This is a genomic window from Streptomyces sp. NPDC005151 (assembly GCF_053599875.1).
This window is the reverse complement of record NZ_JBSFYR010000029.1, coordinates 42,388-64,429: the sequence shown is the minus strand read 5'-3', so window position 1 is coordinate 64,429 and position 22,042 is coordinate 42,388. Positions and strand designations below refer to the sequence as shown.

Here is a 22,042-nt window from a genome sequence, read left to right as displayed (position 1 = left end):
TCAGGAGCGTATGACGACCTTGGATTGTTAAGTCACGCATCTCACAAGCGGTGCCCCCTCTGCCAGAGTTCTGCACCCGCGCCCTGAAGAGCGGCGGGAGCTCCAGGAACTGGACGAAAGATCGCCGGTGAGCGCTGGTCCCAGGAGACGGACCATGACCTGATCTTCTCCTCGGAGCACGGCGGCGTGATCGGCCCGGTGGGCTTCTCCAGGACCTTCAACCGCCTCGTGAAGCGGGCCGGTGTGCGGCGCATCACGGTCAAAGTCCGGCTTGCCCGGCACACCTGCGGCACCCTGCTGGCCTTCCTGAAGGCGCACCCCAAGGCGGCTCAGGCGATCCTCCGGCACGGCCAGATCAGCATGCCCATGGACGTCTACACCCACGTGGTCGGCGACGGGGAGCGCGAAGCCGTGGCGATGCCGGCCGAGCTCCTGGAAGATCCGCTCATCGGCTGACCGCAGCCGATGATGTCAGCAATAGATGACGAAGACCCCCGGCCCAAGTGGACCGGGGGTCTTCGTACTGGTGGGGCTAACAGGATTTGAACCTGTGGCCTCATCCTTATCAGGGATGCGCTCTAACCAACTGAGCTATAGCCCCGCCGCGCTGTGCGCTGACTTCTGAAGATTAGCGCACGTCGGGGCCAGTCCCAAAATCGATACCCGCAGCCCTACTCGTCCTCGGCCAGCGTGAGCTCGACACCGCCCACGAAACCGGCCGACAAGTTGTAGATGAAGGCGCCCAGCGTCGCCAGCGCGGTCGCCAGCACGACGTCGATCACCGCGATGACCGACGTGAAGATGAGGACGCGCGGAAGCGACAGGAACGACTGCACATCGAAGCCGTTGCTGTCGTTGGAGCTGGTCGCCTCGCTGATGCTGCCGCCCACGGTGGAGAAGACGCCCATGGCGTCCATCACCATCCACAGGACCGCGGCCGCCACGACCGTGCAGATGCCGAGCGCGATGGAGAGCAGGAAGCTGACCTTCATCACCGACCACGGATCGGCCTTCGCCACCCGCAGTCGCGCCTTGCGGGTACGCGGAGTGGTCCGCGCCCCCGTCCGCGGGCGACGGGCCGCCTGAGCGGCACCGACGCCCTGCACGCCGCCCTGCTGCGCGCCCTGGGGCGGGCCACCCTGCGTCCCGCCCGCGGGCGAGGGGTATGCCTGCGGCGGGTGGTAAGGCCCGCCTGCCTGCCCCGGCGCGGGCTCACGTTCACCGGGCAGCGGCCCGGTCGCGTATCCCTCGTACTGGGGCTGAGGCCCCCGGGTGTCCGTCACAGTGCCCCCTTGGGAGTCCGTGGCAGGGCCACGGGCACCGTTCGCTCCAGCTCCGGAAGCGGCCGAACCGGCGCCCGTGGCTCCACTCACGCTCTACTCCTCGTGCTCCCCGGCCGAAGGCGACGTGCCTTCGGCAGTGCCCTCGACAGTGTTCTCCGCAGTCGCCTCGGCAGTCGCCTCGGCATCCGCATCTCCGTCGACCTCTTCGGCCTCGCGGCCGGCCTCGGCGTTACGTGCGATGCCGACGACCGCGTCACGCTTGCCCAGATTGATCAGTTGGACGCCCATGGTGTCACGGCCCGTCTCCCTGACTTCATTGACTCGCGTACGAATCACACCGCCGCCGAGCGTGATGGCGAGGATTTCGTCCGTCTCCTCGACCACCAGCGCGCCGACCAGCGAGCCCCGGTCCTCCACGATCTTGGCGGCCTTGATACCCAGGCCGCCACGACCCTGAACGCGGTACTCGTCGACGGGGGTCCGCTTCGCGTACCCACCATCGGTGGCAGTGAACACGAACGTACCGGGCCTGACGACATTCATCGAGAGCAGTTCGTCGCCTTCGCGGAAACTCATGCCCTTGACGCCCGAGGTGGCGCGGCCCATCGGGCGCAGCGCATCGTCCGTCGCAGTGAACCTGATGGACTGGGCCTTCTTGCTGATGAGCAGCAGATCATCCTCGGCCGAGACCAGCTCCGCACCGATCAGCTCGTCGTCGCTGCCGTCCTCCGTCTCACGGAGGTTGATCGCGATGACACCGCCGGAACGCGGGGAGTCGTAGTCCTTCAGCGCGGTCTTCTTCACCAGGCCGCCCTTGGTGGCGAGGATCAGATAGGGCGCGGCCTCGTAGTCCCGGATCGCCAGGATCTCGGCGATCTGCTCGTCCGGCTGGAAGGCCAGCAGGTTGGCGACGTGCTGGCCGCGTGCGTCCCGGCCGGCGTCCGGAAGCTCATACGCCTTGGCCCGGTAGACGCGGCCCTTGTTGGTGAAGAACAGCAGCCAGTGGTGGGTCGTCGACACGAAGAAGTGGTCGACGATGTCGTCTTCCTTGAGCTTCGTGCCGCGGACGCCCTTGCCGCCGCGCTTCTGCGAGCGGTAGTCGTCCGTCTTCGTACGCTTCACATAGCCGCCGCGCGAGATGGTGACGACAATGTCCTCCTCGGCGATCAGGTCCTCGATGGACATGTCACCGTCGAAGGGCACCAGCTTGGAGCGCCGGTCGTCGCCGAACTTCTCGACGATCGCCGCCAGCTCCTCGCTGACGATCTGCCGCTGCCGTACCGGCGACGCCAGGATCTCGTTGTACTCGTTGATCTTCGCCTGGAGCTCGTCGTGCTCGGCCGTGATCTTCTGGTGCTCCAGCGCGGCCAGTCGGCGCAGCTGCATCTCCAGAATCGCGTTCGCCTGGATCTCGTCGATCTCCAGCAGGCCCATCAGGCCCTCACGCGCGATCTCGACCGTCTGGCTGCGCCGGATGAGGGCGATGACCTCGTCGATCGCGTCGAGTGCCTTGAGCAGACCGCGCAGGATGTGCGCCCGCTCCTCCGCCTTGCGCAGGCGGAACTTCGTACGCCGGACGATGACCTCGATCTGGTGCGTCACCCAGTGGCGGATGAACGCGTCGATCGACAGTGTGCGCGGCACCCCGTCGACGAGCGCCAGCATGTTCGCGCCGAAGTTCGTCTGGAGATCGGTGTGCTTGTACAGGTTGTTCAGTACGACCTTGGCGACCGCGTCCCGCTTCAGCACGACCACGAGGCGCTGGCCGGTGCGCGAGGACGTCTCGTCGCGGACGTCCGCGATACCGCCGACCTTTCCGTCCTTGACCAGGTCGGCGATCTTCTGCGCGAGGTTGTCGGGGTTGGTCTGGTACGGAAGCTCCGTGACGACCAGGCACTGCCGGTTCTGGATCTCCTCGACCGCGACGACCGCGCGCATCGTGATGGAGCCACGGCCCGTGCGGTACGCCTCCTCGATGCCCTTGCGGCCGACGACGAGCGCTCCGGTCGGGAAGTCCGGGCCCTTGATCCGCTCGATCAGAGCGTCCAGCAGCTCCTCGTGCGAGGCCTCCGGGTGCTCCAGGTACCACTGGGCACCGGCCGCGACCTCGCGCAGGTTGTGCGGCGGGATGTTGGTCGCCATGCCGACCGCGATGCCCGCCGAGCCGTTGACCAGCAGGTTCGGGAAGCGCGCCGGCAGAACCGTCGGCTCCTGGTTGCGGCCGTCGTAGTTGTCCTGGAAGTCGACGGTCTCCTCGTCGATGTCCCGGACCATCTCCATGGACAGCGGCATCATCTTGCACTCGGTGTACCGCATGGCTGCGGCCGGGTCGTTGCCCGGAGAGCCGAAGTTGCCGTTGGAGTCGACCAGCGGCATGCGCATCGACCAGTGCTGCGCCAGTCGCACGAGCGCGTCGTAGATCGAGGAGTCGCCGTGCGGGTGGTATGTACCCATGACGTCACCGACGACACGGGCGCACTTGTAGAAGCCCTTCTCGGGCCGGTACCCGCCGTCGTACATGGCGTACAGCACACGGCGGTGGACGGGCTTGAGGCCGTCCCGTACGTCCGGCAGCGCACGCGACACGATGACGGACATCGCGTAGTCGAGGTAGGAGCGCTGCATCTCCGTCTCGAGCCCCACGGGCTCGACACGCATGCCCACACCCGCGGCTGCGGGTTCCTCTTCAGGGGTCACAGGGGTGTTCTCGTCGGCCATTGCTGGTCAAAGTCCTTTCGAGCTGCGGCTTGCTTGGTACGGCCGACTCAGATGTCGAGGAAGCGGACGTCCTTGGCGTTGCGCTGGATGAACGAGCGCCGTGCCTCGACGTCCTCACCCATCAGCACCGAGAAGAGGTCGTCGGCCTGCGCCGCGTCGTCCAGCGTGACCTGGCCGAGCACGCGGTGGTCGACGTCCATCGTCGTGATGCGCAGCTCCTCGGCGTTCATCTCGCCGAGACCCTTGAAGCGCTGGATCGAGTCTTCCCTGATCCGCTTGCCGTTCTGCTTGCCGAGTTCGACCAGGGCGTCGCGCTCGCGGTCCGAGTACGCGTACTCGAAGTCGTCACGGCCCCACTTGATCTTGTAGAGCGGCGGGCGGGAGAGGTAGACATGGCCGGCCTCGACCAACGGCCGCAGGAAGCGGAAGAGGAACGTCAGCAGCAGCGTGTTGATGTGCTGACCGTCGACGTCGGCGTCCGCCATCAGAATGATCTTGTGATAGCGGAGCTTCTCGATGTCGAAGTCCTCGTGGACTCCGGTACCGAAGGCCGAGATCAGTGCCTGGACCTCGGTGTTCTGCAGGATCTTGTCGACCCGGGCCTTCTCGACGTTCAGGATCTTGCCTCGGATCGGCAGGATGGCCTGGTACATCGGGTTACGGCCGGACTTCGCCGAACCACCGGCGGAGTCACCCTCGACGATGAAGATCTCGCACTTCGTCGGGTCGTTCGACTGGCAGTCGCTCAGCTTGCCCGGCAGCGAGGCGCTCTCCAGGAGCCCCTTGCGACGGGTCAGGTCGCGCGCCTTCCGGGCGGCGACGCGGGCCGTGGCCGCCGCGATGCCCTTGCGGATGATGTCCGCGGCCTCGTTCGGGTTCCGGTCGAACCAGTCCGTGAGGTGCTCGTGGACCACCTTCTGGACGAAGGTCTTCGCCTCCGTGTTGCCCAGCTTGGTCTTCGTCTGGCCCTCGAACTGCGGCTCACCCAGCTTCACCGAGATGATCGCCGTCAGACCCTCACGGATGTCGTCACCCGTGAGGTTGTCGTCCTTCTCGCGCAGCAGCTTCTTGTCCCGCGCGTACTTGTTGACCAGCGTGGTCAGCGCCGCACGGAAGCCCTCCTCGTGCGTACCGCCCTCATGCGTGTGGATCGTGTTGGCGAAGGAGTAGACGCCCTCGCTGTACTGCGTGTTCCACTGCATCGCGATCTCGGCCGAGAGGAGTCGCTCCTTGTCCTCGGCCTCGATGTCGATCACCGACTGGTGAATGACGTCGCCCTTGCGGGAGTTGAGGTACTTCACGAAGTCGACGATGCCGCCCTCGTAGTGGTACGTGACCGTGCGGGCCGCTTCCTCCTCGGCGACCTCGGCGACCTCCGCGACATCCGCGCCCGCCGTCGCCTTCGCCGACTCACGCTCGTCCGTGAGCCTGATCGTCAGGCCCTTGTTGAGGAACGCCATCTCCTGGAAGCGGCGCGACAAGGTCTCGAAGGAGTACTCGGTGGTCTCGAAGATGTCGCCGTCGGCCCAGAAGGTGACGGTCGTACCGGTCTCCCCGGTGGCCTCGTTACGGGCCAGCGGCGCCGTGGGCACACCGAGCTTGTAGTCCTGGGTCCAGCGGTAGCCGTCCCGCCTGACCTCGACGGAGACGCGCGCCGACAGGGCGTTCACGACGGAGACACCGACACCGTGCAGACCGCCGGAGACGGCATATCCGCCGCCGCCGAACTTGCCGCCGGCGTGCAGCACCGTCAGCACGACCTCGACCGCGGGCTTCTTCTCCGACGGCACGATGTCGACGGGGATACCGCGACCGTTGTCGATCACCCGGACCCCGCCGTCGGCAAGGATCGTGACGTCGATGGCGTCCGCGTGCCCGGCCAGGGCTTCGTCGACCGAGTTGTCGACGACCTCTTGCACAAGGTGGTGAAGTCCACGCTCACCGGTCGAGCCGATGTACATGCCAGGTCGCTTGCGGACCGCGTCCAGGCCCTCGAGGACGGTGATCGCGCTGGCGTCGTACGAGGCAGCCACCTCGCCGCTCTCACCGGGTGTGGACGGAATGTTCTCGTTGGGGTTGCCGGAATCGGCCACGAAGCGCCCTTTCTGGCACAGCACAGGCCGTTCTCCGGACAGGCGGGAGCGGCTGCGTCGTTCGGCTTGTATCGACGACTCCCGCAAGGATGCGGGATTGTTCACCAGTCTACCGGTAGCGCCGACACGAATGGGGGTTTGCCGGTACCTGAGTCCGCATGTGCCGCCCTGAATGAGCGCCTGACGACTCCCCATATTCAGGATGGGGCCCCAAGAGGCTCACGCGGGCATTGAGCGCTTCGGCCTGTCAACCTCTCGCTACGGTGAGGGACGCCTCGGCCACACCGCGGGGTTTCAACCTGCACAGACCCGTACATCACGGAAGCAACGGACAACACTGCAGAGAAGGCAGCACACCACCGCAGCCGAACCTTCTCCGGACTGCGGAACGGCAGCCGCCGACATCGGGCAAAGAACCGCGCAGGGAGAGAAAAGCCCAGGTCAGCCGTAGGTGTCGCCCGGGCCGACGCTTCCCGGCGCACGCAGCGGACCGAATCTGCGCTGGGGACCGCCCGGCCCCAGAACCTTGATCAACTTCACGGTGCCGTGCCCCAGCTCCGCGTTCAGCCGGGCGACCAGCTGCGGCGCCAGCAGCCGCAGCTGCGTCGCCCAGGCCGTCGAATCGCACTGCACCGTGAGCACCCGCTCCTCGGGGGCCTCGTCGTACCGCAGCGGCACACAGTGATTGGCCAGATCCTCACCGACGATCTGCGGCCAGCGGCCCATCACACCGCCCACCGCCGCGGGGGTCTCCCAGCCGCGCTCGGTGATCAGACGATTGATCGCGGCGCCCAGCGGCAACGGATCGCGCCCGTCCGCCCGCGCGCCCGAACGCAGGCCACCGCCCCGTCTGGCCTGTTTCTTCTGCTGCGCCGCGGCCCCGCGCGCCCGAGCCTGCTCCTTCGCGGCACGCAAGGCGACCCGCGCCAGATCGACACCGGACGCCTCCGGCTGCTTCGCCCCGCCCAACGGCTCCTGAGGGCCGTCGGCAGCGCCCTTCGCCGGATCGACGGAGCCGCTCATATCCGCGTCACCTCGCCCGCCGACACCGCATACCGTGTTCCCGCCAGCACACCCGGAACGTCATCGTCCACCGCCGCCGTCACCAGCACCTGCTCACCCGGAGCCACCAGCTCCGCCAGCCTCTCCCGGCGCCGCGCGTCCAGCTCGGCAAAGACATCGTCCAGGACGAGCACCGGCTCATTGCCCTCGGTGCGCAGCAGATCGTACGAGGCAAGCCGCAGCGCCAGCGCGTACGACCAGGACTCGCCATGGCTCGCGTACCCCTTGGCGGGCATCCCGCGCAGTCCCAGCAGCAGATCGTCACGGTGCGGACCGACCAGCGTCACACCCCGCTCGATCTCCTGCTTGCGGACCTCCGCGAGTGCAGCGAGCAGCTGGTCGTACAGCTCGTCACGGGTACGAGCGGGCTCCACGCCCGCACCGACGGAACTGCGGTACTCCAGCGTCACCGGGCCACCACCGGGCGCGACATCCGCGTACGCCTTGTCCGTCAGCGGCTGCAGGGTCGCGATCAGATCCAGCCGCTGCGCCAGCAGCTCCGCGCCCACCCGGCCCAGATGCTGGTCCCACACGTCGAGGGTGGACAGATCCATCGACCGGCCGCCGTGCCTGCGCGCCATCGCCGCGGACTTCAGCAGGGTGTTGCGCTGCTTCAGCACCCGCTCATAGTCCGAGCGGACACCGGCCATCCGCGGCAAACGCGCCGTGATCAGCTCGTCGAGGAAGCGCCGACGCTCCCCGGGATCGCCCTTGACGAGCGCCAGATCCTCCGGCGCGAACAGCACGGTCCGTACGATCCCCAGCACGTCACGGGGCCTGACCTGCGACGATCGATTGATCCGGGCGCGATTGGCCTTGCCCGGGTTGAGCTCCAGCTCGATCAGCTGCGCGCGCTCGCCCTGGGTGACGGCGGCCCGGATGACGGCCCGGTCCGCACCCATCCGCACCAGTGGCGCATCGGAGGAGACACGATGGCTACCGAGCGTCGCGAGGTAGCCGACGGCCTCGACCAGATTCGTCTTGCCCTGACCGTTCGCCCCCACGAAGGCGGTGACGCCCGGGTCGAGAGGCACCTCGACCCGGGCGTACGAGCGGAAGTCGGCCAGCGAGAGATGCGTGACATGCATGGATGTATGCCGACCTTCCCGGCTTCCTGCTCCGTGCTCCGCAGCGCGGGCCGGTGATGTTGGTCCGGCCCGCCCTCGGTGCGGTTACTTCTTGTTCTCGACCGCGTGACCACCGAACTGGTTGCGCAGCGCGGCGATCATCTTCATCTGCGGGGAGTCGTCCTGGCGCGAGGCGAATCGCGCGAAGAGCGACGCGGTGATCGCGGGCAGCGGCACCGCGTTGTCGATCGCGGCCTCCACCGTCCACCGGCCCTCACCGGAGTCGGCGGCGAAGCCACGGAGCTTGTCGAGGTGCTCGTCGTCGTCCAGCGCGTTGACCGCCAGGTCGAGCAGCCAGGAACGGATGACCGTGCCCTCCTGCCAGGAGCGGAAGACCTCGCGCACATCGGTGACGGAGTCGACCTTCTCCAGCAGCTCCCAGCCCTCGGCGTAGGCCTGCATCATGGCGTACTCGATGCCGTTGTGGACCATCTTCGCGAAGTGGCCGGCGCCGACCTTGCCCGCGTGGACAGAACCGAAGTCGCCTTCCGGCTTCAGCGCGTCGAAGACCGGCTGGACCTTCGCCACGTTCTCGGCGTCGCCGCCGTACATCAGCGCGTAGCCGTTCTCCAGGCCCCAGACGCCGCCCGAGACACCGCAATCGACGAAGCCGATGCCCTTGATGCCCAGCTCGACCGCGTGCTTCTCGTCGTCCGTCCAGCGGGAGTTGCCGCCGTCCACGACGATGTCGCCGGGTGAGAGCAGCGCGGCCAGCTCGTCGATCGTGGACTGGGTCGCGGCACCGGCCGGGACCATCACCCAGATGACCCGCGGGCCCTTCAGCTTGCCCACAAGCTCTTCGAGGCTGTGGACATCGGAGACGTCCGGGTTGCGGTCGTAACCGATGACGGCGTGGCCTGCGCGGCGGATGCGCTCGCGCATGTTGCCGCCCATCTTGCCGAGGCCGACGAGACCGAGCTCCATCAGAGATTCCTTAAGCGTTGTGCCGATTCGTACCCTAGGCCGAGCCTACGCCCGGCCGGGGACAGACCGACGGGCATGCTCGGCTCTGAGCGTGCCCGTCGGAAGCTGCCGTTACAGGACCGGTGGCCGGATCAGCCGGAGAGGCGGACCGGCATGATCAGGTACTTGTACGCGTCATCCGCTTCGGCATCCACAGCCGGCCGGCCGCTGAGCAGCGCAGGCTTGGTGGACGTCGTGAAGGAGAGCTGGGCGACCGGGGAGTCGATCGCGCTGAGCCCGTCGAGCAGGAAGGTCGGGTTGAAGGCGATCGAGATGTCGTCACCGTCCAGCACGGCGTCGACGCGCTCCACAGCCTGTGCATCGTCGCTGGATCCGGCTTCCAGGATCAGCACACCCTGCTCGAAGCTGAGCCGCACCGGGGTGTTCCGCTCGGCGACGAGGGCCACACGCTTGACGGCCTCGACGAACGGGGCGGTCTCGATGACGGCGACCGAGTTGAACTCGGTGGGGAACAGCGTCCGGTACTTCGGCAGATCGCCTTCGAGCAGTCGCGTGGTCGTACGCCGGCCCGCGCCCTCGAAACCGATCAGACCTTCACCGGCACCCGAGCCGGACAGCGCCAGCGTCACCGTGTCACCGCTGGTCAGAGCCTTGGCGGTGTCCAGCAGCGTCTTGGCGGGCACCAGGGCGACGGCCGAGGCGTCCGGGTTCTCCGGCTTCCACAGGAACTCGCGGACCGCGAAGCGGTAGCGGTCGGTGGACGCCAGGGTGACGGTGTCGCCCTCGATCTCGATCCGCACACCGGTCAGGACAGGCAGCGTGTCGTCCCGGCCCGCGGCGATGGCGACCTGGGCGGCGGCCGAGGCGAAGACCTCGCCGGGGACCGTGCCCGTCGCCGTCGGCATCTGCGGCAGCGCCGGGTACTCCTCCACAGGAAGGGTGTGGAGTGTGAATCGCGAGGAGCCGCAGACCACGGTGGCCCGTACACCGTCGGTGGAAATCTCCACCGGTCGGTTGGGGAGGGCGCGGCAGATGTCGGCGAGCAGCCGGCCGGAGACCAGCACCGTGCCGTCCTCCTCGACCTCGGCGTCCACCGAGACCCGGGCCGAAACCTCGTAGTCGAAGCTGGAGAAGCTGAGGGCGCCGTCCTCAGCCTTCAGAAGAAGGCCCGCAAGAACGGGCGCCGGCGGACGGGCCGGAAGGCTGCGGGCCACCCAGGCCACCGCCTCCGCGAGTACATCGCGCTCCACCCGGATCTTCACCGGAACCGCCTCCTGCTGTTGCTCGCTCGCCCTGCTGGCCTTCGTGGTCTGGTCGGGGTCGCTCCACCGATGGCAGGGGGAGGACGTCCGGGGACCAGTCTGACGTACGGCACCGACACTCGGTGCTGCTCGGGGTCAAGTCGCGACAAGAGGTTCGGAGAGCTCCGGCGCCGAGTTGTGCACAGCACCCACTTCGAAGCGGAATCCGAGCTAACTCTAAGTGGCAGTAGTAGTAGGGCCTGTGGAAACCGTGGATAACGTCGTTTTCGCAGGTCAGGCCCAGTTTTTTATCCACTGGTCCTGTGGGTGGCATCGGTGGACAACCCGGCGTTTCTGTGGACACGCAAAAGTTCTGCACACCCGATGCACAGGACAGGGGTGTTTCTCCCCAGGGCTGTCCCCAGTTTTACCCAGGTTCCCCACAGCCCAACCGGGCTCCTTGGTGTGACGCCTTTCACTCCGCGCGGTGAAGGCGGGTGTTGTGTTGCCGAACAGTGGACAGGGGTGTGGAGAAGCTGGGGACAACGCAGCCCCGCCTGTGGGCCGTCGGTGGACAACATCGGGGGGCCCCTGTGGACGAATATTTTGTCCACAGGCTGTGGATCACTGTTGACCACAAATCCCCAGGCCCTTGACCTGGCCTGATGGAGTATCGGCAGTCGCCCCTGTGGAAGCAATATGGACAACTTCGCGATCCCCAGGCTGTGGAGGGGAAATTTTCCCCAGATCTGTGGAGAACCGCAGGTCGGCGGCGCGTATTCGAACACCAGGGCCGGGGCGGAGGCGTGCGGATGGCGCCGGGAAGGGCTCCGGGAGGCCTCTGGCAGCTCCGCCAAGGTGTCCCGGCAGCCCCACGGAGGCGTTCCGGAGGCCGGCAGGAGAGCTCCCGGTGGTCGGCAGGAACGGTCCAGAGCCACGCCGAGACATGCCCCGGTCCCATGGATGTGGGCAGGAGACGACGAAGGGCGCCCCTGCCGGACTTGTGTGGAAGTCCGGCAGGGGCGCCCTCGGCGCCGTGCATGAAGTCGATCCAGAAGCCGTACCGGCGCTCTGTCAGCCGTTCTTGATGCGGTTGGTGAGCTCGGTGACCTGGTTGTAGATGGAGCGTCGCTCCGCCATCAGTGCACGGATCTTGCGGTCCGCGTGCATCACCGTCGTGTGGTCGCGGCCGCCGAACTGCGCGCCGATCTTGGGCAGCGAGAGATCGGTCAGCTCACGGCAGAGATACATCGCGATCTGGCGAGCCGTCACCAGCACCCGGCTGCGTGAGGATCCGCAGAGGTCCTCCACGGTCAGACCGAAGTAGTCGGCGGTCGCCGCCATGATGGCCGTCGCCGTGATCTCCGGAGCCGAGTCCTCGCCACCCGGGATCAGGTCCTTCAGCACGATCTCGGTCAGCCCGAGATCCACAGGCTGCCGGTTGAGGCTGGCGAAGGCCGTCACCCGGATCAGCGCTCCCTCCAGCTCCCGGATGTTGCGCGAGATGCGGGAGGCGATGAACTCCAGGACCTCCGGCGGGGCGTTGAGCTGCTCCTGCACCGCCTTCTTACGGAGGATCGCGATGCGCGTCTCCAGCTCCGGCGGCTGCACATCGGTGGTCAGACCCCACTCGAAACGGTTCCTCAGCCGGTCCTCCAGGGTGACCAGCTGCTTGGGCGGCCGGTCCGAGGACAGCACGATCTGCTTGTTGGCGTTGTGGAGCGTGTTGAAGGTGTGGAAGAACTCCTCCTGCGTCGACTCCTTGCTCGCCAGGAACTGGATGTCGTCGACCAGCAGGATGTCCACGTCGCGGTACCGCTTGCGGAAGGTGTCGCCCTTGCCGTCGCGGATCGAGTTGATGAACTCGTTGGTGAACTCCTCGGAGCTCACATAGCGCACTCGGGTGCCCGGGTAGAGACTGCGCGCGTAGTGCCCGATGGCATGCAGCAGGTGAGTCTTGCCGAGCCCCGACTCCCCATAGATGAAGAGGGGGTTGTACGCCTTCGCGGGTGCCTCGGCGACAGCGACGGCGGCGGCGTGCGCGAATCGGTTGGATGCGCCGATGACAAAGGTGTCGAAGAGGTACTTCGGATTCAGCCGGGCATGGGGTTCGCCGGGACCGGGTGCGGGTGCGGGCTGTGCACCCATCGGTCCGGTGGCGCCGCCGGGGCGTCCGGTGCCGGGACCGCCCTGCCGGTGCTGGGGGTCCGGCATGTCGTGGCGCTCGGGGCGCTGCTGCTCGTAACCCTGGCGCTCGGGCGGCTGCGACCGGTAGTCGTGCTGCTGGGGGCGGTAGTCGTGCTGCGGCTCACGCCACTGCTCTGCGGACGCGTCGCGCTCCTGGAATCCGCCGAGCCGGGGCTGCTGCCAGGAGAGGTCCTCCTGGGTGCGCGGCCAGGCCCCGGGCTCGGGGCGCTGCTGCTGGTAGTCGGGGTAGGCGGGGCGGGCCGTCGGCAAGCCGTCGTCCGAGGGCCGGTGGCCGTATCCGTCGTACGCGTCGTTGTGCTGCGGTCCCTGGTAGCGGTGCTGCTGCGGCTGCTGGGACTGGTGCATCGGGGGTGCCGGCGGGTTCGGCGGCTCGCCCGCCGAGTCGTCGACGGTGATCGCGATCCGGATCGGGCGTCCGCATTCGCGGCTCAGGGTCTCGCTGATGAGCGGCGCAAGCCGTCCCTCGAGGACGCGCTTGCCCCATTCGTTGGGCACGGCGAGCAGCGCGGTGTCGGCGACCAGTGCGAGCGGCTGGCAGCGCTCGATCCACTGCTTGTCCTTCGGCTCGATGCCCTGCTGGCCCTCCCCGAGGAGTTGCTCCAGCACTCGTGGCCACACTGCGGCAAGATCGGCAGGTACGTCAGCCACAAGGCACGCTCTCTCGCTGGTCCCACGAATGTGTGGTTCTCGGGACGGGATGGGTCGGGACGGGTGAGGCCCGGCAGGCGGGAAGAAAAAGAACTGCGTCCAACCACGGTAGTCAGGCCGACCCGCGAGGTTCAAGTCGTTGTCCACAGGCTGTGTACAGCGCGGGCCTTCGCGGGGCGGGTTTGACCGGATGACGTAGCCGCGCGTACCGTGACCAGGTCGAGTTGTCGATGGCTGCTGCCGCCTGCCTCCGATGGGCAAAGATCACGATCTGTGATTGTGAAGCGGTGCACTAAGGCGTTTACGCGAGTCTCTCGTGGGCGCACGGTGACAGCCAGGCGATGTCCCGCCAACACACAATCATTTCTGGAGCCCCCGAGTGAGCAAGCGCACCTTCCAGCCGAACAACCGTCGTCGCGCGAAGACCCACGGCTTCCGGCTGCGTATGCGCACCCGTGCCGGCCGCGCGATCCTCGCGTCCCGCCGTGGCAAGGGTCGCGCCAACCTGTCCGCCTGATCGCATACAGGTCATGACGTGCTGCCTACCGAGAATCGGCTGAGGCGGCGCGAGGACTTCGCGACCGCAGTACGTCGAGGATGCCGGGCCGGACGCCCGCTACTCGTCGTCCATCTACGCAGCGGTGCAACGGACCCGCACGTGACTGGGGAGAGTGCTCCCCCGCCGCGTGCGGGTTTCGTTGTCAGCAAAGCCGTGGGTGGCGCGGTCGTACGCACAGCCGTGAAGCGGAGGCTTCGCCATCTGGTCCGCGATCGTCTGGCCATGCTGCCCCCCGGTAGCCTGGTTGTCGTACGAGCGCTGCCCGGATCGGGCGACGCCGACCATGAACAGCTGGCCCGAGACCTGGACGCCGCCCTTCAGCGGCTGCTGGGAGGGGGCGCGCGATGAAGTACCCGCTGCTGGCTCTGATCAAGCTGTACCAGTGGACGATCAGCCCACTCCTCGGGCCGGTCTGCCGTTACTACCCGTCGTGTTCCCACTATGGATATACGGCGATCGACCGGCACGGAGCGATCAAGGGAACCGCGCTGACCGCATGGCGCATCCTGCGGTGCAATCCGTGGTCACCCGGCGGCGTGGACCATGTTCCGCCACGCAAACGTCCGCGTTGGCACGAACTGCTGCGTAATGCACTACGTGGCAGCAAGGGCGGGGACTCCGCCGCTGATGTGCCTCCCGGGGGGACGGTCTCCGAACCCCCGAGCCCGGCCGCAGAGACTTCGCCCAATGCTCAAGGAGCCTGATTAGTGGACACGATTGCCAGTCTGTTCAGCTTTATCACTTACCCCGTTTCGTGGGTCATCGTCCAGTTCCACACGCTCTACGGAGCGATCTTCGGCGATGACACGGGCTGGGCCTGGGGCCTGTCCATCGTGTCCCTGGTGGTGCTGATCCGGATCTGCCTGATCCCGCTTTTCGTTAAGCAGATCAAGTCGACCCGGAACATGCAGGTGCTCCAGCCGAAGATGAAGGCGATCCAGGAGCGCTACAAGAGCGACAAGCAGCGTCAGTCCGAAGAGATGATGAAGCTGTACAAGGAGACGGGTACCAACCCGCTCTCCTCGTGCCTTCCCATCCTGGCGCAGTCGCCGTTCTTCTTCGCTCTGTATCACGTGCTCTCGGCCATCGCCTCGGGCAAGACGATCGGTGTCATCGACCAGCCGCTGCTCGACAGCGCCCGTCAGGCGCACATCTTCGGTGCTCCGCTCGCTGCCAAGTTCATGGACAGCGAAGCGACGGTCCGGGCGCTCGGAGCCTCGCTGACCGATGTCCGGGTCGTCACCGCGGTCATGATCGTCATGATGTCGGCGTCGCAGTTCTTCACCCAGCGCCAGCTGATGACGAAGAACGTCGACCTGACGGTCAAGACGCCGTACATGCAGCAGCAGAAGATGCTGATGTACATCTTCCCGCTGATCTTCGCCGTCATGGGCATCAACTTCCCTGTCGGTGTCCTCGTCTACTGGCTGACCACGAACGTCTGGACCATGGGTCAGCAGATGTACGTGATCAACCAGAACCCGACCCCGGGCAGCAAGGCGCAGAACCAGTACCTGGAACGTCTGCTGAAGAGCGTCACCGCTCACGGGGAGGTGCGCGGCCGGACCAGGCGCAACACGGTCAAGCGGATCGTGGCCAAGGGCCCGGACCGCAATGACATCGAGCGGAAGTTCATCACCGGACTGGCCAAGCTCGGCCTTGCCGCCCAGGAGGACGGCGCGGTGACGAAGAGCGATACCGCTCTTGCCGAGGCCGAGGGTGGATCCGCACAGAAGCGCCAGCAGCCCAAGCGCCAGACCAAGGCGAAGCGTCAGAGCGGTACGACTCAGACCGGTGCCGATCAGCCCGGTGCGGCGAAGGAGACCGACTCCACCGAGTCGGAGGCCAAGACCTCGCTGCAGAAGCAGGACGCACCGCAGGACGACAATCCGAAGCCGGCGGGCAAGCCCGTGTCCGGCTCCTCACGCCAAGCCAAGTCCGGACAGCGCAGGGGCCCGCAGCGGCCCAAGCACCCGTCCAAGAAGTAAGAAGGAGTCCATCCGTGACGGAAGGCACCACCTCCACGGCCGCTGAGGGCAGCGACACCTTGACCCGCCTTGAGCAGGAAGGGGAGATCGCAGCCGATTACCTCGAGGGCCTGCTCGACATCGCCGACCTCGACGGTGACATCGACATGGACGTCGAGGCGGACCGGGCCGCGGTCTCGATCATCAGCGACTCGGCACGTGAACTGCAGAAGCTCGTGGGCCGCGACGGTGAGGTGCTGGAGGCGCTCCAGGAGCTGACGCGACTGGCTGTGCACCGGGAGACCGGTGACCGCAGCCGTCTGATGCTGGACATCGCAGGCTTCCGGGCCAAGAAGCGTGCGGTCCTGGCCGAGCTGGGTGCCAAGGCCGCGGACGAGGTCAAGAAGACCGGTGAGCCGGTGAAGCTGGACCCGATGACGCCGTTCGAGCGCAAGGTTGTGCATGATGCGGTTGCGGCCGCAGGTCTGCGCAGCGAGTCGGAGGGCGAGGAGCCGCAGCGCTTCGTCGTCATTCTCCCGGCCTGACCGGACCCTTGTTCTGTCGGCCCCGTCTGTCCGCAGGCGGGGCCGATCTTTGTCAGCCTGATAGTCAGCCACCCACAGTGCGGTAGTGCGGTATGGAAGGACGGTTCCCGTGACGGCGGAAGTAGAGCTTCCCCAGGCGCCTGAAGAGGCGCGGGCGGTTTTCGGCGAGTTCTTCCCGGAGGCTGTCCGGTACGCGGAGCTCCTTGCCGATGCCGGGGTCAAGCGCGGTCTGATCGGCCCCCGCGAAGTGCCCCGGCTGTGGGAACGGCATCTGCTGAACTGCGCGGTGCTCTCCGAAGTGGTGCCCGAAGGTGTCACGGTCTGCGACGTGGGCTCCGGAGCGGGTCTCCCGGGGATTCCACTGGCGTTGGTGCGTCCCGACTTGAAGATCACCTTGCTGGAGCCGCTGCTTCGGCGGACGAACTTTCTCCAGGAAGTCGTCGAGTTGCTCGGGCTGGACCATGTGACCGTGGTTCGCGGCCGGGCCGAGGAAGTCCTGGGGACGCTTCAGCCGGTCCATGTCGTCACGGCTCGTGCCGTGGCGCCGCTCGATCGACTCGCCGGCTGGGGTGTGCCACTGCTGCGCCCCTACGGGGAGATGCTGGCGCTCAAGGGCGACACCGCCGAGGAGGAGATCAACGGCGCACGGGCCGCTCTGAGCAAGCTCGGAGTGGTGGAGACCGAGGTGCTGCACGTCGGGGAGGGCGTGGTCGAGCCGATGTCCACCGTGGTGCGCGTGGTGGTCGGTGAGAGCCCGGGTGGTGTGAGGTTCGCCGCAAAGAGGGCCAAGGCCGCAAGGACGAGCCGCACGCGACGGCGGCGCTGAGCCGCGTCGTTACGTTGCGGAATCAGTTATTACGTACAGTTCGTGCCGTCTATCGGCAATGCTCCGCACAAGCAGCCATACGCACTCTGTGCGGAGTGTCGTGCCCCTGTAGCTAGGCTGCAGGGGCATCGTGTTTCACGTGAAACGTCGCTCTCTGCTGCATGGAATCATCGGCCGCGGCCGTGCGGCTGCCGCTCCGCGCCATCGCAGGCCCGCTAGGGCTACGGAGTTGTCCACAGAAGTGGATTCATCCACAGAAGAGCGGGCCTCGCTGGTTCACGACCCCGAAAGCATGGCAGGCTCTGCTCATTGCGAGCCTGAAGTCGAGGAGGGTGAATCCTTGCGGTCCGACGCCAACATCGCGGGACCGATGACCGATCCGGTCCCCGGTCCCCGAGCCGAATCGGCGGGGGACGGTGTTTCACGTGAAACACCGCCGCCGATGGATGACACACCCATCGGTCGTGCGGCCCAGCTGGCGGTCGAGGCCCTCGGCCGCGCCGGCGAGGGGCTGCCCCGCCCTGACCAGACACGCGTCATGGTGGTGGCCAACCAGAAGGGCGGAGTGGGTAAGACGACCACGACGGTGAACCTTGCCGCCTCGCTTGCACTCCACGGCGCACGTGTTCTGGTGGTCGACCTCGACCCGCAGGGAAACGCCTCCACGGCCCTGGGCATCGACCACCATGCCGAAGTTCCCTCTATCTATGACGTTCTGGTGGAGAGCAAGCCGCTCTCCGACGTGGTGCAGCCCGTACCGGACGTCGAAGGCCTCTTCTGCGCCCCCGCCACCATCGATCTCGCCGGTGCGGAGATCGAGCTGGTGTCGCTGGTGGCGCGGGAGAGTCGACTGCAGCGAGCGATCCAGGCGTATGAGCAGCCGCTGGACTACATCCTTATTGACTGCCCGCCTTCGCTCGGTCTGCTGACGGTCAACGCCATGGTCGCGGGCGCCGAGGTGCTGATCCCCATCCAGTGCGAGTACTACGCGCTGGAAGGACTGGGACAGCTGCTGAGGAACGTCGATCTCGTCCGGGGACATCTGAACCCCGATCTGCATGTGTCGACGATCCTTCTCACCATGTACGACGGCAGGACCCGGCTCGCTTCCCAGGTGGCGGAGGAGGTGCGCAGCCACTTCGGCAAGGAGGTGCTGCGCACAAGCATCCCCCGGTCGGTACGAATCTCGGAGGCGCCGAGTTACGGGCAGACCGTGCTGACCTACGACCCGGGTTCCAGCGGATCCTTGTCGTATCTCGAAGCAGCTCGTGAGATTGCCCTGCGGGGGGTCGGGGTGCACTACGAGGCCCAGCAAGCCCACTCAGGCAGCCAGAACAGCCAGCAGAACATTTCGGAGGGGATCCAGTGAGTGAGCGTCGTAGAGGATTGGGGCGTGGGCTCGGCGCCCTGATTCCTGCTGCCCCGCAGGAACGTCAGGTACCAGCCTCCGAGCCGGGCGCGGCCTCACCGGGCGCGATCCCGGTGATGACGGCCGAGCGAGGAGTGGCCGCTGCGAAGGTGGCCACGCTCGCGGCTGCTTCCGTTGTACCGGGGCCGGGTGCGCCCGTCTCGCAGCCCGAAGCCTCCTCCGAGGCGACGGACGCTGCGGGAGCGTACTTCGCCGAGGTTCTCCTCGGCTCCATCACTCCGAACCCCCGGCAGCCTCGTGAGGTGTTCGACGAGGACGCGCTTGCCGAGCTCGTCACCTCCATCAAGGAGGTCGGCCTCCTCCAGCCTGTCGTCGTGCGGAAGCTGGGACCGGAGCGCTACGAGCTCATCATGGGCGAGCGGCGCTGGAGGGCCTGCCGTGAGGCGGGTCTGGAGCGCATCCCGGCCATCGTGCGGGCCACGGACGACGAGAAGCTGCTCCTGGATGCACTCCTGGAGAACCTCCACCGGGCTCAGCTGAACCCACTGGAGGAGGCAGCCGCGTACGACCAGCTGCTCAAGGACTTCAAGTGCACGCATGACCAGCTGGCCGACCGGATCGGGCGGTCGCGCCCGCAGGTGTCGAACACGCTGCGTCTGCTGCGGCTCTCTCCGCCCGTGCAGCGCAGGGTCGCTGCCGGGGTGCTGTCGGCCGGTCATGCCCGAGCGCTGTTGTCCGTGGACGACTCCGAGGAGCAGGATCGGCTGGCCCATCGCATCGTGGCCGAGGGCCTCTCGGTGCGTGCGGTCGAGGAGATCGTGACCCTGATGGGTTCCCGGACCACCAGTACCCCAAAGGCCAAGGGGCCCCGGGCCGGCGGTCGGCTGTCTCCCGCTCTCTCCGATCTTGCTTCCCGGCTCTCGGACCGCTTCGAGACCAGGGTGAAGGTCGACCTCGGGCAGAAGAAGGGAAAGATCGTCGTCGAGTTCGCCTCGATGGAAGATCTGGACCGCATTCTCGGCAGTCTGGCGCCGGGTGAGGGCCGCGTGCTGGAGCCGCGTCTCTCCGAGGAGTCGGCCGAGGACGGCGAGGACGGCGAGGGCTGACACCCGCCGAGTGCGCCGTGAGGCGGGCCGTGTTCGGGTACTTACCGGAACACAGCCCGCCCTTTGCTTTCTCACGGTGTCGGCTTCGTCTCGGGGTGGATACGATTCGTTCTGATATGGCACATCCAGCTTGATCCACCTCGGCGGAGGGAGGGCCATGCGATCAGTGAGCCGCAGCCGGCTGGTGACCGTGGGGCTGGGCTTGGGAGCCGTCGGAGGGTTTGTCGGCGGCCTGCTCCGCGAACGGAGTGCACTGACCGCCGCACGTGATGCGGCGGGCGAAGGAAGCGAGGAACAGCCTTCATGGGACGGCGGCTCGTACCGCTCACACTGGATAACCTTCCCGATCTCCCCAAGCGTTGCCGCTCGTGTGTCTTCTGGGAGCTTGATCCGGTCAGTGGGGAAGCTGCGGTAAAGGCAGGCACTCCGGAGCTGGAAAAGGAAGCGTGGATCTCGGCTGTCCTGCTGGAGTGGGGATCGTGCGGCCGGGTCGTCTATGTGGACGATGTGCCGGTCGGCTTCGTTCTCTATGCGCCACCGGCGTATGTTCCGCGTTCGACGGCCTTTCCCACCAGTCCCGTGTCCCCCGATGCCGTGCAGTTGATGACTGCGTGGATCATGCCCGGGTATCAGGGGCAGGGTCTGGGGCGGGTCATGGTGCAGACCGTCGCCAAGGATCTGCTGCGACGAGGGTTCAAGGCGATCGAGGCGTTCGGTGATGCCCGGTGGAAGGAGCCGGCCTGTGTACTTCCGGCTGACCATCTGCTGGCGGTGGGCTTCAAGACCGTACGCCCGCATCCGGTGTATCCACGGCTGAGACTGGAGCTGCGCACGACGCTCTCGTGGAAGGAAGACGTCGAATTGGCACTGGACCGGTTGCTGGGTGCCGTGCAGAAGGAACCGGCACTGCGCCCACTGTGATCCGAGAGCTCGGGAGAATGTGAAACGGGTCCATCCCCTCAAGGGATGGACCCGTTTCACGTGAAACAGCGCACCGTGGTCCTACTCGGCGATGAAGCCTTCGAGGTCGCGGAGGATTGCGGCCTTCGGCTTGGCGCCGACGATGGTCTTGGCGACCTCGCCGCCCTGGTACACGTTCAGCGTCGGGATCGACATCACGCCGTACTTGGCGGCGGTCGCCGGGTTCTCGTCGATGTTGAGCTTGACGATTTCGATCTTGTCGCCGTGCTCGGCCGCGATTGCCTCCAGGGAGGGAGCAATCTGGCGGCACGGGCCGCACCAGGCTGCCCAGAAGTCCACCAGTACGGGCTTCTCGCTCTTCAGGACGTCCTCGTCAAAGGAGTCGTCAGTCACGTTCTTCAGGGCGCCGGCCACGGCGGCCTCCTTAACTTCGCGGGGGTGTGGGGTGAGAGAGGCGTGGATCAGACGGCTGCCGCAGCGATCTTCTCTTCGTCGGCGAGCACGGCAAGGAAGCGCTCGGCGTCGAGGGCGGCGGAGCAGCCGGTGCCGGCAGCGGTGATGGCCTGCCGGTACGTGTGGTCGACGACATCGCCGGCACCGAAGACGCCGGTCAGGTTGGTGCGTGTCGAGGGAGCGTCGACCTTGAGGTAACCCTCGTCGTCCAGGTCGAGCTGCCCCTTGAAGAGCTCGGTACGCGGGTCATGGCCGACGGCGATGAACAGACCGGTCACCGCAAGCTCGGACGTCTCGCCGGTCTTGGTGTTGCGCAGGGTCAGACCGGAGAGCTTCTGCTCGCCGTGAACCCCGGCGACTTCGCTGTCCCAGGCGAACTTGATCTTCGGGTCGGCGAAGGCGCGCTCCTGCATGGCCTTGGAGGCGCGCAGCGAGTCGCGGCGGTGGACGATCGTGACCGACTTGGCGAAGCGGGAGAGGAACGTCGCCTCTTCCATGGCCGTGTCGCCGCCGCCGACCACAGCGATGTCCTGGTCCTTGAAAAAGAAGCCGTCACAGGTGGCGCACCAGGAGACGCCGCGACCGGAGAGCGCGTCCTCGTTGGGCAGACCGAGCTTGCGGTGCTGGGAGCCGGTGGTGACGATGACAGCCTTGGCACGGTGCACCGTGCCGGCCGTGTCGGTGACGGTCTTGATGTCCCCGGCGAGGTCGACGGCGATCACATCGTCGGGAATGAGTTCGGCCCCGAAGCGCTCCGCCTGGGCGCGCATGTTGTCCATGAGCTCGGGGCCCATGATCCCGTCCTGGAATCCGGGGAAGTTCTCCACGTCGGTGGTGTTCATCAGCGCACCACCAGCGGTGACGGCGCCCTCGAAGACCAGAGGCTTCAGCGACGCACGTGCGGTGTAAAGGGCGGCGGTGTAACCCGCGGGGCCGGAGCCGATGATGATCACATTACGGACGTCGCTCACGGGTTTCTTCCTCGTCTCTGC

At 66.8% G+C, this 22,042-nt stretch carries 20 protein-coding genes and 1 tRNA gene; 10 read left to right on the top strand and 11 right to left on the bottom strand.

Annotated elements, in window-relative coordinates; all coding sequences use genetic code 11:
- Window positions 1-120: 120 nt before the first annotated feature.
- Window positions 121-456, top strand: coding sequence for a tyrosine-type recombinase/integrase (locus ACWD6R_RS17910; protein WP_451819559.1), 336 nt, complete (start codon window positions 121-123; stop codon window positions 454-456).
- A gap of 68 nt (window positions 457-524) precedes the next feature.
- On the opposite strand, the gene ACWD6R_RS17905 is transcribed toward ACWD6R_RS17910, so the two are convergent.
- From ACWD6R_RS17905 to dnaA, 9 genes are all read right to left on the bottom strand, one after another.
- Window positions 525-601: transfer RNA gene (locus tag ACWD6R_RS17905), tRNA-Ile, on the bottom strand.
- A gap of 70 nt (window positions 602-671) precedes the next feature.
- The gene (locus tag ACWD6R_RS17900) at window positions 672-1,283 is read right to left on the bottom strand and encodes a DUF3566 domain-containing protein (protein ID WP_451819543.1); all 612 of its coding nucleotides are present in this window, start codon (window positions 1,281-1,283) and stop codon (window positions 672-674) included.
- 93 nt (window positions 1,284-1,376) lie between these two features.
- Window positions 1,377-4,001, bottom strand: a complete 2,625-nt coding sequence (gyrA, locus tag ACWD6R_RS17895) for a DNA gyrase subunit A (protein ID WP_451819542.1) — start codon at window positions 3,999-4,001, stop codon at window positions 1,377-1,379.
- A 47-nt stretch (window positions 4,002-4,048) separates the two neighbouring features.
- A complete protein-coding gene (gyrB, locus tag ACWD6R_RS17890; RefSeq protein ID WP_451819541.1) occupies window positions 4,049-6,118 on the bottom strand; it encodes a DNA topoisomerase (ATP-hydrolyzing) subunit B in 2,070 nt (689 codons plus the stop codon).
- A 417-nt stretch (window positions 6,119-6,535) separates the two neighbouring features.
- Window positions 6,536-7,117 carry a DUF721 domain-containing protein gene (locus ACWD6R_RS17885; protein WP_451819540.1) on the bottom strand — a complete coding sequence of 194 codons (582 nt, stop codon included), beginning with the start codon at window positions 7,115-7,117 and terminating at the stop codon, window positions 6,536-6,538.
- Window positions 7,114-8,244: a DNA replication/repair protein RecF gene (recF, locus tag ACWD6R_RS17880; RefSeq protein WP_451819539.1), complete on the bottom strand. Its 1,131-nt coding sequence runs from the start codon at window positions 8,242-8,244 to the stop codon at window positions 7,114-7,116. The genes ACWD6R_RS17885 and recF overlap by 4 nt, the downstream gene beginning before the upstream one ends.
- An 84-nt stretch (window positions 8,245-8,328) precedes the next feature.
- Complete coding sequence (gnd, locus tag ACWD6R_RS17875; protein ID WP_451819538.1) at window positions 8,329-9,207, bottom strand: phosphogluconate dehydrogenase (NAD(+)-dependent, decarboxylating); 879 nt, start codon at window positions 9,205-9,207, stop codon at window positions 8,329-8,331.
- 131 nt (window positions 9,208-9,338) lie between these two features.
- Window positions 9,339-10,469 (bottom strand): DNA polymerase III subunit beta, encoded by a 1,131-nt coding sequence (dnaN, locus tag ACWD6R_RS17870; RefSeq protein ID WP_030930479.1) that lies wholly within the window; start codon window positions 10,467-10,469, stop codon window positions 9,339-9,341.
- A gap of 1,053 nt (window positions 10,470-11,522) precedes the next feature.
- On the bottom strand, window positions 11,523-13,304 hold the full coding sequence (gene dnaA / locus ACWD6R_RS17865; protein ID WP_451819537.1) for a chromosomal replication initiator protein DnaA: 1,782 nt from the start codon (window positions 13,302-13,304) through the stop codon (window positions 11,523-11,525).
- A gap of 379 nt (window positions 13,305-13,683) precedes the next feature.
- Between dnaA and rpmH the strand changes: the two genes are divergently transcribed.
- From rpmH to ACWD6R_RS17820, 9 genes are all read left to right on the top strand, one after another.
- Complete coding sequence (rpmH, locus tag ACWD6R_RS17860; protein ID WP_030930485.1) at window positions 13,684-13,821, top strand: 50S ribosomal protein L34; 138 nt, start codon at window positions 13,684-13,686, stop codon at window positions 13,819-13,821.
- Between the two features lie 18 nt (window positions 13,822-13,839).
- Window positions 13,840-14,211, top strand: coding sequence for a ribonuclease P protein component (gene rnpA, locus ACWD6R_RS17855; RefSeq protein ID WP_451819536.1), 372 nt, complete (start codon window positions 13,840-13,842; stop codon window positions 14,209-14,211).
- Complete coding sequence (yidD, locus tag ACWD6R_RS17850; protein ID WP_451819535.1) at window positions 14,208-14,567, top strand: membrane protein insertion efficiency factor YidD; 360 nt, start codon at window positions 14,208-14,210, stop codon at window positions 14,565-14,567. Before rnpA ends, yidD begins: the two co-directional genes overlap by 4 nt.
- A gap of 3 nt (window positions 14,568-14,570) precedes the next feature.
- A complete protein-coding gene (gene yidC, locus ACWD6R_RS17845; RefSeq protein ID WP_451819534.1) occupies window positions 14,571-15,851 on the top strand; it encodes a membrane protein insertase YidC in 1,281 nt (426 codons plus the stop codon).
- Window positions 15,852-15,865: 14 nt separating this feature from the next.
- Window positions 15,866-16,375, top strand: coding sequence for a Jag family protein (locus ACWD6R_RS17840; RefSeq protein WP_451819533.1), 510 nt, complete (start codon window positions 15,866-15,868; stop codon window positions 16,373-16,375).
- A 109-nt stretch (window positions 16,376-16,484) separates the two neighbouring features.
- Entirely contained in the window at window positions 16,485-17,201 is a 717-nt protein-coding gene (gene rsmG, locus ACWD6R_RS17835; protein WP_376338997.1) for a 16S rRNA (guanine(527)-N(7))-methyltransferase RsmG, read from the top strand.
- A 292-nt stretch (window positions 17,202-17,493) separates the two neighbouring features.
- Window positions 17,494-18,570 (top strand): ParA family protein, encoded by a 1,077-nt coding sequence (locus ACWD6R_RS17830; RefSeq protein WP_451819558.1) that lies wholly within the window; start codon window positions 17,494-17,496, stop codon window positions 18,568-18,570.
- Window positions 18,567-19,676, top strand: coding sequence for a ParB/RepB/Spo0J family partition protein (locus ACWD6R_RS17825; RefSeq protein WP_451819532.1), 1,110 nt, complete (start codon window positions 18,567-18,569; stop codon window positions 19,674-19,676). The genes ACWD6R_RS17830 and ACWD6R_RS17825 overlap by 4 nt, the downstream gene beginning before the upstream one ends.
- A gap of 303 nt (window positions 19,677-19,979) precedes the next feature.
- Window positions 19,980-20,597, top strand: coding sequence for a GNAT family N-acetyltransferase (locus ACWD6R_RS17820; RefSeq protein WP_037702094.1), 618 nt, complete (start codon window positions 19,980-19,982; stop codon window positions 20,595-20,597).
- Between the two features lie 81 nt (window positions 20,598-20,678).
- Here the strand turns inward: ACWD6R_RS17820 and trxA are convergent, their stop codons facing one another.
- A complete protein-coding gene (gene trxA, locus ACWD6R_RS17815; protein ID WP_030930508.1) occupies window positions 20,679-21,011 on the bottom strand; it encodes a thioredoxin in 333 nt (110 codons plus the stop codon).
- A 47-nt stretch (window positions 21,012-21,058) separates the two neighbouring features.
- Entirely contained in the window at window positions 21,059-22,021 is a 963-nt protein-coding gene (trxB, locus tag ACWD6R_RS17810) for a thioredoxin-disulfide reductase (protein WP_451819531.1), read from the bottom strand.
- Window positions 22,022-22,042: the final 21 nt, after the last annotated feature.